At 72.2% G+C, this 13,204-nt stretch carries 12 protein-coding genes and 1 pseudogene; 8 read left to right on the top strand and 5 right to left on the bottom strand.

Going from position 1 to position 13,204, the window contains the following annotated elements:
* Positions 1 to 100 precede the first annotated feature (100 nt).
* From V5O40_RS09450 to V5O40_RS09440, 3 genes and pseudogenes are all read left to right on the top strand, one after another.
* Positions 101 to 1,693 (top strand): annotated as a pseudogene (locus V5O40_RS09450) (ComEC/Rec2 family competence protein); the annotation flags it as partial.
* A gap of 121 nt (positions 1,694 to 1,814) precedes the next feature.
* Positions 1,815 to 2,795: a DNA polymerase III subunit delta gene (gene holA, locus V5O40_RS09445; protein ID WP_332905116.1), complete on the top strand. Its 981-nt coding sequence runs from the start codon at positions 1,815 to 1,817 to the stop codon at positions 2,793 to 2,795.
* Positions 2,792 to 3,367 carry a hypothetical protein gene (locus V5O40_RS09440; protein ID WP_332905115.1) on the top strand — a complete coding sequence of 192 codons (576 nt, stop codon included), beginning with the start codon at positions 2,792 to 2,794 and terminating at the stop codon, positions 3,365 to 3,367. The genes holA and V5O40_RS09440 overlap by 4 nt, the downstream gene beginning before the upstream one ends.
* Before the next feature lie 101 nt (positions 3,368 to 3,468).
* Here V5O40_RS09440 and rpsT read toward each other — a convergent pair whose 3' ends face one another.
* Both rpsT and V5O40_RS09430 read right to left on the bottom strand, forming a co-directional pair.
* The gene (rpsT, locus tag V5O40_RS09435) at positions 3,469 to 3,735 is read right to left on the bottom strand and encodes a 30S ribosomal protein S20 (RefSeq protein WP_278179234.1); all 267 of its coding nucleotides are present in this window, start codon (positions 3,733 to 3,735) and stop codon (positions 3,469 to 3,471) included.
* Positions 3,736 to 4,001: 266 nt separating this feature from the next.
* Positions 4,002 to 4,982: a phosphotransferase family protein gene (locus tag V5O40_RS09430; protein WP_332905114.1), complete on the bottom strand. Its 981-nt coding sequence runs from the start codon at positions 4,980 to 4,982 to the stop codon at positions 4,002 to 4,004.
* Between the two features lie 88 nt (positions 4,983 to 5,070).
* On the opposite strand from V5O40_RS09430, the gene V5O40_RS09425 reads away from it, so the two are divergent.
* The 4 genes from V5O40_RS09425 (at position 5,071) to V5O40_RS09410 (ending at position 8,860) form a co-directional block, all read left to right on the top strand.
* Positions 5,071 to 5,604, top strand: coding sequence for a DUF4240 domain-containing protein (locus V5O40_RS09425; protein WP_332905113.1), 534 nt, complete (start codon positions 5,071 to 5,073; stop codon positions 5,602 to 5,604).
* Positions 5,605 to 5,698: 94 nt separating this feature from the next.
* Positions 5,699 to 7,573, top strand: a complete 1,875-nt coding sequence (lepA, locus tag V5O40_RS09420) for a translation elongation factor 4 (RefSeq protein ID WP_332905112.1) — start codon at positions 5,699 to 5,701, stop codon at positions 7,571 to 7,573.
* A 214-nt stretch (positions 7,574 to 7,787) separates the two neighbouring features.
* Positions 7,788 to 8,075, top strand: a complete 288-nt coding sequence (locus V5O40_RS09415) for a GlsB/YeaQ/YmgE family stress response membrane protein (RefSeq protein WP_164449407.1) — start codon at positions 7,788 to 7,790, stop codon at positions 8,073 to 8,075.
* 140 nt (positions 8,076 to 8,215) lie between these two features.
* Positions 8,216 to 8,860, top strand: coding sequence for an MOSC domain-containing protein (locus V5O40_RS09410; RefSeq protein ID WP_332905111.1), 645 nt, complete (start codon positions 8,216 to 8,218; stop codon positions 8,858 to 8,860).
* An 86-nt stretch (positions 8,861 to 8,946) separates the two neighbouring features.
* On the opposite strand, the gene V5O40_RS09405 is transcribed toward V5O40_RS09410, so the two are convergent.
* The 3 genes from V5O40_RS09405 to V5O40_RS09395 all read right to left on the bottom strand — a co-directional run bounded on the left by V5O40_RS09405 (position 8,947) and on the right by V5O40_RS09395 (position 11,937).
* Positions 8,947 to 9,852 carry a phytanoyl-CoA dioxygenase family protein gene (locus tag V5O40_RS09405; RefSeq protein ID WP_281582053.1) on the bottom strand — a complete coding sequence of 302 codons (906 nt, stop codon included), beginning with the start codon at positions 9,850 to 9,852 and terminating at the stop codon, positions 8,947 to 8,949.
* A gap of 218 nt (positions 9,853 to 10,070) precedes the next feature.
* The gene (locus V5O40_RS09400; RefSeq protein WP_332905166.1) at positions 10,071 to 11,030 is read right to left on the bottom strand and encodes a hypothetical protein; all 960 of its coding nucleotides are present in this window, start codon (positions 11,028 to 11,030) and stop codon (positions 10,071 to 10,073) included.
* Positions 11,031 to 11,148: 118 nt separating this feature from the next.
* On the bottom strand, positions 11,149 to 11,937 hold the full coding sequence (locus tag V5O40_RS09395) for an enoyl-CoA hydratase-related protein (protein WP_332905110.1): 789 nt from the start codon (positions 11,935 to 11,937) through the stop codon (positions 11,149 to 11,151).
* Positions 11,938 to 11,957: 20 nt separating this feature from the next.
* Between V5O40_RS09395 and hemW the strand changes: the two genes are divergently transcribed.
* Positions 11,958 to 13,181 carry a radical SAM family heme chaperone HemW gene (gene hemW, locus V5O40_RS09390; RefSeq protein ID WP_332905109.1) on the top strand — a complete coding sequence of 408 codons (1,224 nt, stop codon included), beginning with the start codon at positions 11,958 to 11,960 and terminating at the stop codon, positions 13,179 to 13,181.
* Positions 13,182 to 13,204 lie beyond the last annotated feature (23 nt).

The following is a 13,204-nucleotide window of genomic DNA, read 5'->3' as shown; positions in this document are numbered from 1 at the left end:
AGCGGGCCGACCTCCTGCGTCGGTCAAGGCCCCGGATCACAGGTGTTGGCGCACCTGCCGGGGCCGTTCTGGTCTTGACTCACCTCCTCAAGTCACGTTCTCCGGATCGAATGTCGCGATCGTCGTGGGGGCGGTGCTGTTGCTGGCCCGCTGGGCCCGAGCCAGTCCGACGCTGGCTGTCGGTCTCTGCGGGCTGGCCCTGGTGGGCTTCGTCATCCTGGTCCGGCCGTCGCCGAGCGTGGTACGCGCGGCCACCATGGGCGCGATCGGGCTCGCCGCGCTGGCGGCCGGTCGCCCCCGGGCGGCGGTGCCCGCGTTGGCTGCCGCCGTCGCGGTGCTGGTACTGGTGGACCCGGATCTGGCCGGTGATCCCGGCTTCGCGCTGTCCGTACTGGCCACCGGCGGTCTGCTGCTGCTCGCGCCGGGATGGCGGGACGGTCTGCGCCGGCGGGGCGTACCGCCGGGGGTGGCCGAGGCGCTCGCGGTGCCGGCCGCCGCACAACTCGCCTGTGCGCCGGTGGTCGCCGGCCTGACCGGCACGGTCAGTCTGGTCGCGGTGCCGGCGAACCTGCTCGCGGTGCCGGCGATCGCGCCCGCGACGGTGCTCGGCGTCGCGGCGGCGACGCTCTCGCCGATCTGGCCCGGCGGGGCCGAGTTGCTCGCCTGGCTGGCGCACTGGCCGGCGTGGTGGCTGGTGCTGGTCGCCCGGTACGGCGCGCGGCTGCCGGCGGGCAACCTGCCATGGCCGGGCGGGGTGTCCGGGGCGCTGCTGCTGACGGTGCTGACCGTGGCGTTGCTGGTCGCCGCCCGACGCCCGGTGGTGCGCCGTCTGGTGGCGGTCTGCGCCGTCGCGGTCGTGCTGGGCGCGCTGCCGGTGCGGGTGGTCGCGCCCGGCTGGCCGCCGCACGGTTGGGTCGTCACGGCCTGCGCGGTGGGTCAGGGCGACACGGTACTGCTGCCGGTGGCGGCCGGGCAGGCGGTCGTGGTGGACGCCGGTCCGGATCCGGCGGCGGCGGACGCCTGCCTGCGTCGGCTCGGTGTGCGTCGGGTGTCGCTGCTGGTCGTCAGCCACTTCCACGTGGACCACACCGGCGGGGTGGCCGGGATCTTCCGGGACCGGCGGGTGGACACGGTGCTGGTTCCGCAGTGGCCGGAGCCGGTGGCCGGCCGGGACCTGGTGCGCGGCACCGCCGCGACACACCGCACGCCGGTCGTCGCCGCACCGCCGGGCTGGCGCTACCGGGCCGGCGGGGTCGACCTGACCGTGCTCGGCCCGCCGTACCCGATGCGCGGAACCCGTTCGGATCCGAACAACAACTCCCTGGTGCTGCTCGCCACGGTCGACCGGGTGCGGATCCTGCTGACCGGCGACGCCGAGGTGGAGGAACAGCGGGCGCTGCGGGAACGGCTGCCGCCGGACGGGCTGCGGGCCGACGTGCTGAAGGTCGCCCACCACGGCAGCGCGTACCAGGATCCGGCCTTTCTTGACGCGGTGCGGCCGGCGGTGGCGGTGGTGCCGGTCGGCGCGGGGAATAGCTACGGCCACCCCAACGGGGCGGTGCTGGCCCGGCTGGCCCGGGGCTGAGCCCGGGTGCTGCGTACCGACGTCGGCGGTGACGTGGCGGTGGTGCGGTCGCCCCGAGGGCTGGCGGTGGTGAGTGCCGGCGTCGACCGGAGCCGCCCGCCACCATGAATCGACAGCAATTCACGACATAAAGACGGAGATAAGTTCTATGTCTGGATTTGCGCTGAGTGCGGGGTCCACCGGCAGAGTCTGGACGAGCAGACTGGACCGACCGGCCGAGCGTGCGAATATGGGCGGCGTGACCGCCGCCAGTGCCGCTCCTATTGTGCTCGTCCTCGGCGACGAGGAGCTGCTCGCCACGCGCGCGGTGTCCGAAACCGTGGCCGCCGCCCGGGCCGCCGACCCCGGTGTCGACGTGCGCGAGTACCAGGCTGGTCAGCTCACCGTCGGTGAGATCGACGAGATGCTCAGCCCGTCGCTGTTCGGCGGGCGTCGGGTGCTGGTGCTGCGGTCCGGTCAGGATGCCCGCAAGGACCTGGTCGCCGCCCTGCTGGCGTACGCCAAGAACCCCGATCCCGAGGTGCAGCTCGTGGTGACGCATCTCGGTGCCGCGAAGGGCAAGGCATTCGCCGACGGTTTGAAGTCGGCCGGTGCCCGGGTGGTGCCCGCCGCGAAGCTGAAGGGCCACCGCGATCGGGTGGCCTTCGTCCGCGACGAGATCCGCCGGGCCGGCGGACGGTGCACGGACGACGCCGCCGAGGCGCTGATCGCCGCGGTCGGCAACGACCTGCGCGAACTCGCGGCGGCCTGCTCCCAGCTGATCGCCGACACCGACGGCCGGATCGGTGCCGACACGGTGGCACGTTACTACCGGGGGCGGGTGGAGGTGAGCGGCTTCACGGTGGCGGACGCCACGATGGTCGGTGACCTGCCGGGTGCTCTCGAGGCGCTGCGCTGGGCGTTGCACGTGGGGGTGGATCCGGTGCCGATCGCCGATGCCCTCGCCGACGGCATCCGTACGGTCGCCCGGGTCGCCTCGGCCGGCCGGGGTAGTCCCTACCAACTCGCCAGCAGCCTCGGCATGCCGCCGTGGAAGGTGGAACGGGCCCAACGGCAGGCCCGTGGCTGGACCCCCGACGGGCTGGTCCTGGCCATGCGGGCGGCGGCGGAGTGCAACGCGGCGGTCAAGGGCGGTTCCGACGACCGGGCGTACGCGCTGGAGAAGGCGGTCTTCTCGGTGGCGGCAGCCCGGCGGGGCGGCGTCAGGTGAGCGGAGCCCTCCGTGGCTCGTGGGCCACGATCCCGGCCGAGGAGGAACGGTACCGTCCGTTCTACGCGCGGGCGCTCGGCCTGCGCTTCGTCAACCCGGGCGGGGTGCTCTGCTTCATCTTCTTCGAGGGCGCGATCGCGCTGGCGGCGCTGCTCGCGCTCGCGGAACTGGTGACCTGGTGGGCGGTGCTCGTGCTACCCGCCACGGTGGCCGTGATGGTCAAGCTCAACGATCTGGTGGCCGCGGCGGTGGTGCGCTCCGCCGCAGCCGTACCCGAGCAGGAACGCGACCGGTTCCGCCGACAGATGGAGCCGGTGGTCGGCCGGGCCCGGGTCGACTGGCTGCGGCACAGCGTGCCCGGCGTCGTGGTGCGGCCCGGGCCGGCGGAGGTGGAGCACCCCGGCGCGGCACGGCAGCGTCCGCCTGCCCTCGGCAGCGCACCCGACCGGCCCACGGACGGCGCGGGTGGGAACCCGCACGACGCGCGCCACGAGGCGACGGGCCGCAGCCGGCGGGCAGCGGATCGGGATGGGACCGGACCTCGACCGGGCACCGCCGAGCCCGGCTCCTGAACCGGGCGACCGGTCGGGCCCGGACGGGAGCACGACCGGTGGACGGACGTGCGGAAGCCCCGAGGCATCGCCTCGGGGCTTCCGTCAGGACTGGGCGCTACTCAGGAGGCGAGCGACGCGACGCGCTTGGCGATGGCGGACTTGCGGTTCGCGGCCTGGTTGCCGTGGATGACGCCCTTGCTGGCCGCCTTGTCCAGCTTGCGCGAGGCATCCTGCATGAGGGCGGTGGCCTTCTCGACGTCACCGGCCTCAGCGGCCTCGTGGAACTTGCGGATGGCGGTCTTCAGCGACGACTTGACCGACTTGTTACGCAGCCGGCGCTTCTCGTTCTGCCGGTTGCGCTTGATCTGGGACTTGATGTTCGCCACGCGACAGCCTCGTCTTGATAGCTCGGGTTGGTCAGCTTGTGCGCGCGACGAGCATGCGTCATCGCTGCGCGAAGAGCCAGGTTACCAGGTCGGCTCGAACAGGCCAAAACAGCCTCCCGCCCCACCCCCCACCCCCCACCCCCCACCCCCCACCTGCCCTGGTTGATCATGAGGTTAGCGGCAATTGTTGATCTTCAAACTGCCGCTAACCTCATGATCAACGGTGTGGGGGTGGGGGTGGGGGTGGGGGTGGGGGTGGGGTGGGGTCAGGTCCAGGTGCGGCGGTGGGAGAGCCAGGCGAGGGCATGCTCGCCGGTCCAGCGGTGGTGGGCGGGCAGGTGAAGCGACGCGGTGGGTGGCGCCGATGTCGCGGCGGTGAGGTGGTAACCGGCCAGGGCGGCGAGCGCGACATCCAGGGCGTCGTCGGGTGCGTCGGCGGCGGCCGGGTGGGCGGCGAAGAGCGCGTCGACGTCCAGCCCGGTGGCGTATCCGCTGATCAGCAGGGTGACCAGGTCGAACCAGGCCGGCCCGTGACACAGCCACGACCAGTCGCAGAACCAGGCCGCACCGGTGGTGTCGACGAGCACGTTGTCGATCCGCAGGTCGCCGTGGGTCAGCCCGGTCGCGGCGGCGGCGTATCCGGGCAGGCGCGACTCCAGCGCCACCAGCTCGGCCAGCCGTCCCCGGGCCGGGGCGGGTAGCGGCGGCACCGGTTCCCGGCCGGCGGCGACCTCGCCCCACCAGAGGATGTCCTCGCGCGCCAGGTCGGCGAGGTGGGGCAGGCCGAGGGCGGTCAACTCGGCCGGAGGATCGGCGAGCGCCTCGGCGACGCCGGTGAACGCGGTGAGGGTGGCGGTCAGTTCGACCTGCTCCCAGGGCAGCCGGGGGGTGTGACCGTCGACGGCGTCGAGGCACAGGACGAACCAGCCCGCCTCCCACAGCGTCCAGCGGAGGCGGGGCACCGGCAGCCCGGCCGGTAGCCGGCTCAGGATCGCGGCCTCCCGGGCGTACCAGTCGACCAGGTGCGGTTGCTCGGCGTGCGGCGCGGCCTTGACGAACGCGCGGCGCCCGTCGGCGGTGCGCAGCAGGGCGGCGAAGCCGCGGGTGAAGCCGGCACCGGCGGTCCGGGCCTGGACCACCGGGGCGCCGAGCCGGGTGGCCACCGCGGCCCGCAGCCGCGCCGGCAGGGCCGACCACTCGGGCCGCTGCGCGGTGGCATGGTACGCGGGCGGGGACGCAGAACTCACCCGACCATGCTGCCCGGTGGCCGGCCGGGCGGGCGACCTCCGGCGCGGATCCGGATGCCCGGGGCGGCGTCTGCCAGACTGGCGGGCCATGAGGACCGACGACTTCTGGCAGTTGATCGACCGCGCCCGCACCGGCGGGGGAGAGCCGGACGCCGTCGCCGCCCGGGCCGTCGCGCTGCTCGCCGCCCGCGACCCCGAGGAGATCGTCGGGTACGCCCACCACCAGCAACGGGTCCTCACCGCGTCCTACCGGGTCGATCTCTGGGGCGCCGCCTACCTGATCAACGGTGGTGCCTCCGACGACGGCTTCGAGTACTTCCGGGGTTGGCTGATTACCCAGGGACGGGAGGTGTTCGCCCGGGCGGTCGCCGACCCGGACTCGCTGGCCGAGCTGCCACAGATCCGGTCCGCCTCGCTCAGCGGCGAGGAGTTCGAGTGCGCGGACATGCTCGCGGTGCCGTGGGACGCGTACCGCAGAGCCACCGCGAGCGACCTGCCGGGGGAGCGCGAGGCGATCCGGCAGCCCGACCTGAACGACTTCTGGGACTTGGACGACGAGGAGGAGGCCCGCCGCCGACTGCCCCGGCTCGCCACCCTCTTCGTCGAGCCGCCGCAGGAGTGACGGACGCCCGGCCGACGCCCGCCGGGGACGTGGGAGCATAGAGGGGGCCGGCGCGTGCCGGCCCGCTCACGTCAGCCGACCAGAACGGACCGCTGTGCCACCGACGCTCGATCCCGGCGCGAACGCTCCTGGTGCCACCGACCCGGCGCGGATCAGGAACTTCTGCATCATCGCCCACATCGACCACGGAAAGTCGACCCTGGCCGACCGGATGTTGCAGCTCACCGGCGTGGTCGACCCGCGGCAGATGCGCGCGCAGTACCTCGACCGGATGGACATCGAGCGCGAGCGCGGAATCACCATCAAGAGCCAGGCGGTCCGGATGCCGTGGACCATCGCCGAGGGCGAGCGGGCCGGCGAGCAGGCCGTGCTCAACATGATCGACACGCCTGGTCACGTCGACTTCACCTACGAGGTGTCCCGGTCGCTGGCGGCCTGTGAGGGCGCGATCCTGCTTGTCGACGCGGCCCAGGGCATCGAGGCGCAGACGCTGGCGAACCTCTACCTCGCGCTCGAGAACGACCTGCACATCATCCCGGTGCTCAACAAGATCGATCTGCCGGCCGCCCAGCCGGAGAAGTACGCCGAGGAACTGGCCCACCTGATCGGCGGCGACCCGGCGGACTGCATCAGGGTCTCCGGCAAGACCGGCGAGGGCGTGCCGTACCTGCTCGACGAGATCGTCCGGCAGTTCACCCCGCCGGTCGGTGACGCCGACGCCCCGGCCCGCGCCATGATCTTCGACTCGGTCTACGACGTCTACCGGGGCGTGGTCACCTACGTGCGGGTGATCGACGGGCGGATCGGCGCCCGGGACCGGATCAAGATGATGTCCACCGGCGCCACCCACGAGCTGCTGGAGATCGGGGTCATCTCGCCGGAGATGGTCAAGGCGGACGCGCTCGGCGTCGGCGAGGTCGGCTACCTGATCACCGGGGTGAAGGACGTCCGGCAGTCCCGGGTCGGTGACACTGTCACCATCAACGGCCGGCCGGCCACCGAGGCGCTCGGCGGCTACAAGGATCCGAAGCCGATGGTCTACTCGGGCCTGTATCCGATCGACGGGTCGGACTACCCGGCGCTGCGGGACGCACTGGACAAGCTCAAGCTCAACGACGCCGCGTTGACCTACGAGCCGGAGACCTCCGGTGCGCTCGGCTTCGGGTTCCGCTGCGGCTTCCTCGGCCTGCTGCACCTGGAGATCATCCGGGAGCGGCTGGAGCGGGAGTTCAACCTCGACCTGATCTCGACCGCGCCGAACGTGGTCTACCGGGCCATCCAGGAGGACGGCGACGAGGTCGTGGTCACCAACCCCAGCGAGTACCCGACCGGCAAGATCGCCGAGGTGTACGAGCCGACGGTGCGGGCCACGGTGCTCACCCCCAACGACTACGTCGGCGCGGTGATGGAGCTGTGTCAGGGCCGGCGCGGCAGCCTGCTGGGCATGGACTACCTCTCCGCCGACCGGGTGGAACTGCGCTACACGCTGCCCCTCGCCGAGATCATCTTCGACTTCTTCGACCAGTTGAAGAGCCGTACCAAGGGCTACGCGTCGTTGGACTACGAGCCCTCCGGCGAGCAGGCGTCCGACCTGGTCAAGGTCGACATCCTGCTGCACGGCGAGCCGGTGGACGCGTTCAGCGCGATCGTGCACAAGGAGAAGGCGTACGCCTACGGCACCACCATCGCGGCGAAGCTGCGCAACCTCATCCCGCGCCAACAGTTCGAGGTGCCGATCCAGGCGGCCATCGGCAGCCGGGTGATCGCCCGGGAGACGATCCGCGCCATCCGCAAGGACGTGCTCGCCAAGTGCTACGGCGGTGACATCAGCCGTAAGCGCAAGCTGCTGGAGAAGCAGAAGGAGGGCAAGAAGCGGATGAAGATGGTGGGCCGGGTGGAGGTGCCGCAGGAGGCGTTCATCGCCGCGCTCTCCTCCGACTCCGACGGCAAGGGCAGCGGAAAGAAGTGATCGTGCGGCGGCGCACGTAGGCGCAGCCGTCCCCACGGGCGCTCGGCCACCTCGGCCGGGCGCCCGTTCGCGTGTGGGCCGATGGCGCGATCTTTCGGGGTGGTCGCGATCTCTCGGCCAGAAAAGCCGGTTTGGGATCTTCGCGGGTCGGGCATTAGGCGGTCACGACAGGAACACCACAAACGTTGAACGTCTTTCGTGAAGGAGAGCGATCATGGAGCTCACCGTCTGGGGCATCATCACCGCCCTGATCGTTGGTCTGATCGTCGGTGCGCTTGGCCGACTGGTGGTACCGGGCCGTCAGAACATGCCGATCTGGCTGCACATGCTCATCGGTGTCGGTGCCGCGCTGCTCGGCACCGTGATCGCCCGCGCGTCCGGCTTCGCCGAGACCGCCGGCATCGACTGGCGGGAGCTGCTGCTCCAGGTGCTGCTGGCCGCCGTCGCCGTCGCGCTGGTCGCCGGGGTGGGCCGCAACCGCCGGGGTGTCACCCACCGGTAACCGCTGAACCTGTCGAAAGGCGCCCGACCGCCGAGGTCGGGCGCCTTTCGCGCATGGGTACGCCCGGAGGCCGATCGACCTGAGCCGTCCGCGGGTGGGCGAGGGCGGCGCGCCGAGGCCGTTCCCCGTAGAATGTGATCATGACGGGCAGGGTGGCATCGGTGAACGTCGGGATCGTGACCGAAGCGGCGTGGGCCGGTGCCGCGAGCGGGCGCAGCGGCATCGACAAGCGGCCGGCCGATGGGCCGGTGCTCCTGCGCTTCGACGGCGTGGCCGGCGACTTCATCGGCGAGCGGGCCCACCACGGTGGCCCGGACCAGGCCGTCTACGCGTACGCGGAGGAGGACGCCGCCTGGTGGGAGGCCGACCTCGGGCGGACCATCCGCCCCGGTGGCTTCGGCGAGAACCTCACCACGTACGCGGTCGACGTGACCGGTGCCGTGATCGGCGAGCAGTGGGCCGTCGGCGAGGCGCTGCTCCAGGTGACCAAGCCACGCACGCCGTGCCGGACCTTCGCCGGCTTCTGGGGCGTACCGGATCTGATCAAGCGGTTCACCGCGCGGGCTACCCCCGGCGCGTACCTGCGGGTGCTCCGCGAGGGCGCGGTGGGTGCCGGCGACCCGATCGAGATCGTGCACCGGCCGGCGCACGGGGTGACCCTCGGCGAGGTGTTCCGCGCGCTCAGCCTGGAGCCGTCGTTGCTGCCCAGGCTGCTGGCGGCCGACGAGCTGCCCGAGCCGATCCGGGAGAAGGCGCGTCGCCGGGTCGGCGAGCCGGCCGGCTGACCGACCGGCCGGTCCGTGCCGAGATGACACGACAGGCCCCGGACCACGTCCAGGCGTGGCCACGGGGCCTGTCGTCACTCCTCCGGTCAGCGGAGCCAGGGGATGTTGCGGTTGAGCAGACCGCGCTGCTTCAGTTCCTTGCGCAGCGGGATCTCGTCGTCGATGTAGCCGTCCCAGTTGATGCCCCAGTAGTTGGCCGTGTGGGTGCCCTCACCGAGCAGCTGGCGCTGCACCGGCGTGCGGTTGCGGTACCACTCGCCGTCCTTGTCGGGGTGCAGCTCGTCGAGCGGGCGGATCCACCGGTAGGTGTAGCCGACGAACAGCATCTTGCGGGTGATGTTCGACAGGTTCGTCGACCGGGAGTGCCACTGACGGCGGTCGAAGATGAAGGCGTCACCCGGGTTGGCGGTGATCTCGACGGTGCCCTCCGGGTCCGGGTTGTGCACGCTCAGGTCCGTCGGGCGGGGCAGCGAGTTCCACAGGTGGCTGCCGGGGATCACCTTCGTCGCGCCCCGACCCTTCTCCGACAGGTCGGAGAGCACGTAGGCGACCTTCAGCGAGAACATCGGCCGCGGCAGGTTCGGGTCCATCGTCTCCGGGTCGGAGTTCTGCCGGTACCCGTCCTGGTGCCAACCCCAGTACGGCTTCTCGGGCTCCAACGCCGGCGGCGTCACGTCGAGGTGGTTGTGGTGGGTGTAGATGTTCCAGCCCGCCAGGCCCCACATGTAGGGGAACGCGATCGGGTGGGTGAGCAGCTCGCCGAAGAGCTCGTCCCGCTCGAGGAAACCCAGCAGGTGCAGGGTGCCATCCTTGGTGGTGTTGCCCTTGGCCTTCTCCTCCTCGTACACCCGGTCGACCGCGGCCTCGAGAGCGGCTCGGTGATCCTCGGTCAGGACGTTTCGCAGCAGGAGAAAGCCCTGCTCGTGGAACTCCTTGCGGTCGACGTCACTGATCGGTTCGTAGCCGGTCCGGTCGCCGTAGTCGAACGCCACGTCGTACCCCTCCCCAAGAGGTGAAACCATTTCTGGCACAGGCCGCCGATCGTAACGCGCGTCCGGACGGCCCGTGGGGCACCCCGTGACCTTTCCACAGGCATGACGACTGATGGCGGTTGCTCGACTACCGCACGTCACCCAACGTGGCGAGACGGAGTGTTACGTGATTAATTGCCGGTTTTTGCGGTGACTGCGGGTAAGGAGATCGGGGTCGCTCAGACGTCGGCGTGGACCTCGGCGAGGACCTCCGTGTCGCCCCGGTCGCTGTCCGGCAACCGCTTCCAGTCGCCGCGCTTGGCGGTCCACTCCCGGCCGTCGTAGGTGACCCGCTTCACCCCGTGCTCCTTCGCGTGGGAGACCAGCCAGTGCGTGTACCGCCAGCCGGCCCGCACGCCCTCGGCGGAGGTCGTCAGGCTGCCGGCGGGGCTCCGCTCGAAGTCGTTGACGCCCACCTTCAGCAGGGTCGGGTTGCCGTAGCTGTCGACGGCGGAGCTGAAGTAGCCCCGGCCCGCCCGCCGGTCGTCGTCGGAGCGGAGGGCCACCAGGCCCCAGTCGAGCGACAGTCCCTCGGTCAGCGCGGCGATGGCGGCGGCACCGCGCAGCACCGGATCACCGCCCACCGAGCAGCTGACCGCCGTGCTGGCGTGACCGAGCAGCGCCCGGGTGAGCACCTGCGACTCGTCGGCCCACTTCTCGTACGCCTCCGGGAAGGCCGAGCGCTGCACCTTCTGCGCGGCGTCGGTGACCCGCATGTCCTGCCAGCCGCGCACCTTCTTCAACGCCGCGTAGAACTTGCCAGCCGCGTACCGGGGGTCGCGGATCTGGGTTGGTGTGCCCCATCCCTGGCTCGGTCGCTGCTGGAACAGCCCCACGGAGTCGCGGTCGCCACCGGTCAGATTGCGCAGCCCGGACTCCTGGTACGCGGTGGCGAGCGCCACCACCACCGCCCGCTCGGGCATCTCGCGCTGCACGCCGATCGCCGCGATGGTCGCCGCGTTCGCCATCTGCTGCGAGTCGAGCGTCACCTCGCCGTCGGCCTGCACCGTGCAGGCCCGGCCGGCCAGCGGCAGCCGTAGCCCGTCACCGGCCTGCCTCAGCACCACGATCATCCCGATCGCGGCGATCAGGACGAGGACCACGAAGCCCGTCGCGACAGCCCGAGATCGCACCCGCACCTCCTGTGTCAAGGTCCGCCAAGCGTACGTCCCGCATCGACCCGTACGTGTCGTCCGACCGGTTCCGTCCCCGCCCGGCACTCACGCGCAACCCGAGGTTCCCCGTCCCGGCCGTACCTCACCTACCGAGTTCCGCCACCCAGCGCGGTGCCCGCTTCTCCCGGAACGCGGTGACCCCCTCGACCCCGTCGGCCGACAGGAAGTACCCGGTGGACAGCTCGGCCAGCTCGGCCAGCTCGGCGCGCAGGTCGACGGCGGGCGGACGGCGCAGCAGTCGCTTCGCCCCGGCCAGCGCCGCGGGGGCACCACGTACCAGCGAGTCGCAGTACCGCCGCACCGTGGCGTCCAGTTCCTCGGCCGGCACCGCGGCGGTGACCAGGCCGATCTCGGCCGCCCGCCGGCCGTCGAAGGTGTCGCCGGTCAGGTACAGCTCGGCCGCCGCCCGGGTCGTCAGGTGGGGCAGCACCGTCGCGGAGATCACCGCGGGGATCACCCCGATCCGCACCTCGGTGAAGGCGAACGTGGCCTCGGCCGCGCAGACCGCCAGGTCGGCCGCCGCGATCAGGCCCAGGCCGCCGGCCCGAGCCGGGCCGGCGACCCTGGCCAGCACCGGCTTCGGGCACTCCCGGACCGCCGCGAGCACGTCACCCAGCATGCCGGCGGGCACCGAGCCGCTGGCGTACGCCGCCGCGGTCTCCTTCAGGTCGGCTCCGGAACAGAAGACCGGCCCGGTGTGGTCCAGCACGATCACCCGGACCGCGTCGTCGGCGACCGCGGCGGCCAGCGCCGCCAGCAGTTCGGTCATCAACGGTGTGGAGAGCGCGTTGCGGTTGTGCGGGCTGTCCAGGGTGAGCGTGGTCACCCCGTGGGCCGTGGCGACCCGCACGAGCGCGTCGGGAGAGGTCATGCCAGGGCACACTAGTGGCCATGCCCGGCGTCCTTCCAGCAGGCGAGCCCGTCCCGGCCGACGGGTCGCTGCCCGCGTCCGCCCGCGCGTCCGTGGGCGCCCGGGGTTTCGGGGTCTACGTGCACGTGCCCTTCTGCGCGAGCCGGTGCGGCTACTGCGACTTCAACACGTACACCGCCGACGAGCTGGGTGGCGGAGCGAGCCGGGCGGGCTACGCCGACACCGTGCTGGCGGAGCTGGCACTCGCCGCCCGGGTGCTCAAGGACGCTCCGCCGCCACGGGTGCGGACGGTCTTCGTCGGCGGCGGCACCCCCACCCTGCTGCCCACCGACGACCTGGCCCGCATCCTGGACGCGATCGACCGGACCTGGGGACTGGCCGCCGACGCGGAGGTGACCACCGAGGCGAACCCGGAGTCGGTGACGCCCACCTCGCTGAAGGAGCTGCGCGCGGCCGGGTACACCCGGATCTCGCTGGGCATGCAGTCGGCCGCGCCCGGGGTGCTCGCCGTGCTGGACCGCCGGCACAGCGCCGGCCGGGCCACCGCCGCGGCCCTGGAGGCCCGCGACGCGGGCTTCGACCACGTCAATCTCGACCTGATCTACGGCACGCCGAGGGAGCGGGCCGAGGACTTCGCCGCCTCACTGGACCAGGTGGTGGCCGCCGGCGTTGACCACGTCAGCGCGTACGCCCTGATCGTCGAGGACGGCACCCGACTCGCCGCCCGGATGCGCCGGGGCGAGCTGCCGTACCCGGACGAGGACGTGGCGGCGGACCGGTACCTGGCCGCCGAGGCGACCCTCGGCGCGGCCGGCTTCTCCTGGTACGAGGTGTCCAACTGGGCCCGCACGCCGCAGGCGCGCTGCCGGCACAACCTGCTCTACTGGACCGGCGGGGACTGGTGGGGCCTCGGGCCGGGGGCGCACAGCCACGTGGGCGGGGTGCGCTGGTGGAACGTCAAACATCCCGCCTCGTACGCGCAACGCCTCGCCGCCGGGGAGTCTCCCGGGCAGGCCCGGGAGGTGCTCACCGGCGACGAGGCGCACATGGAGGACGTCATGCTCCGCCTGCGACTGGCCGGCGGCCTGCCGCTGGACGTGTTGACCGACGCCGGACGGGCCGGCGCGGCGCGTGCGCTGGCCGCCGGGTTGCTCGCCGAGCCCGCCCACGCCGCCGGGCGCGCCGTGCTCACCCTGCGCGGCCGATTGCTCGCCGACGCCGTGGTCCGCGACCTGCTGCCCTGATCCCCGTCATCAGACCGGTCGGC

The sequence above is a fragment of the Micromonospora palythoicola genome (assembly GCF_036689795.1).
Classification (GTDB): domain Bacteria; phylum Actinomycetota; class Actinomycetes; order Mycobacteriales; family Micromonosporaceae; genus Micromonospora; species Micromonospora palythoicola.
This window is presented reverse-complemented; position numbering and strand designations above follow the sequence as displayed.

What these genes read in the sequence shown, in the direction of transcription:
- V5O40_RS09415 (WP_164449407.1), top strand. Translation starts at nt 7,788, where the DNA reads ATGGAGCTCACCGTCTGGGGCATCATCACCGCCCTGATCGTTGGTCTG.
- V5O40_RS09425 (WP_332905113.1), top strand. Translation starts at nt 5,071, where the DNA reads ATGAGGACCGACGACTTCTGGCAGTTGATCGACCGCGCCCGCACCGGC.
- V5O40_RS09395 (WP_332905110.1), bottom strand. Translation starts at nt 11,937, where the DNA reads ATGACCTCTCCCGACGCGCTCGTGCGGGTCGCCACGGCCCACGGGGTG.
- holA (WP_332905116.1), top strand. Translation starts at nt 1,815, where the DNA reads ATGGGCGGCGTGACCGCCGCCAGTGCCGCTCCTATTGTGCTCGTCCTC.
- V5O40_RS09410 (WP_332905111.1), top strand. Translation starts at nt 8,216, where the DNA reads ATGACGGGCAGGGTGGCATCGGTGAACGTCGGGATCGTGACCGAAGCG.
- hemW (WP_332905109.1), top strand. Translation starts at nt 11,958, where the DNA reads ATGCCCGGCGTCCTTCCAGCAGGCGAGCCCGTCCCGGCCGACGGGTCG.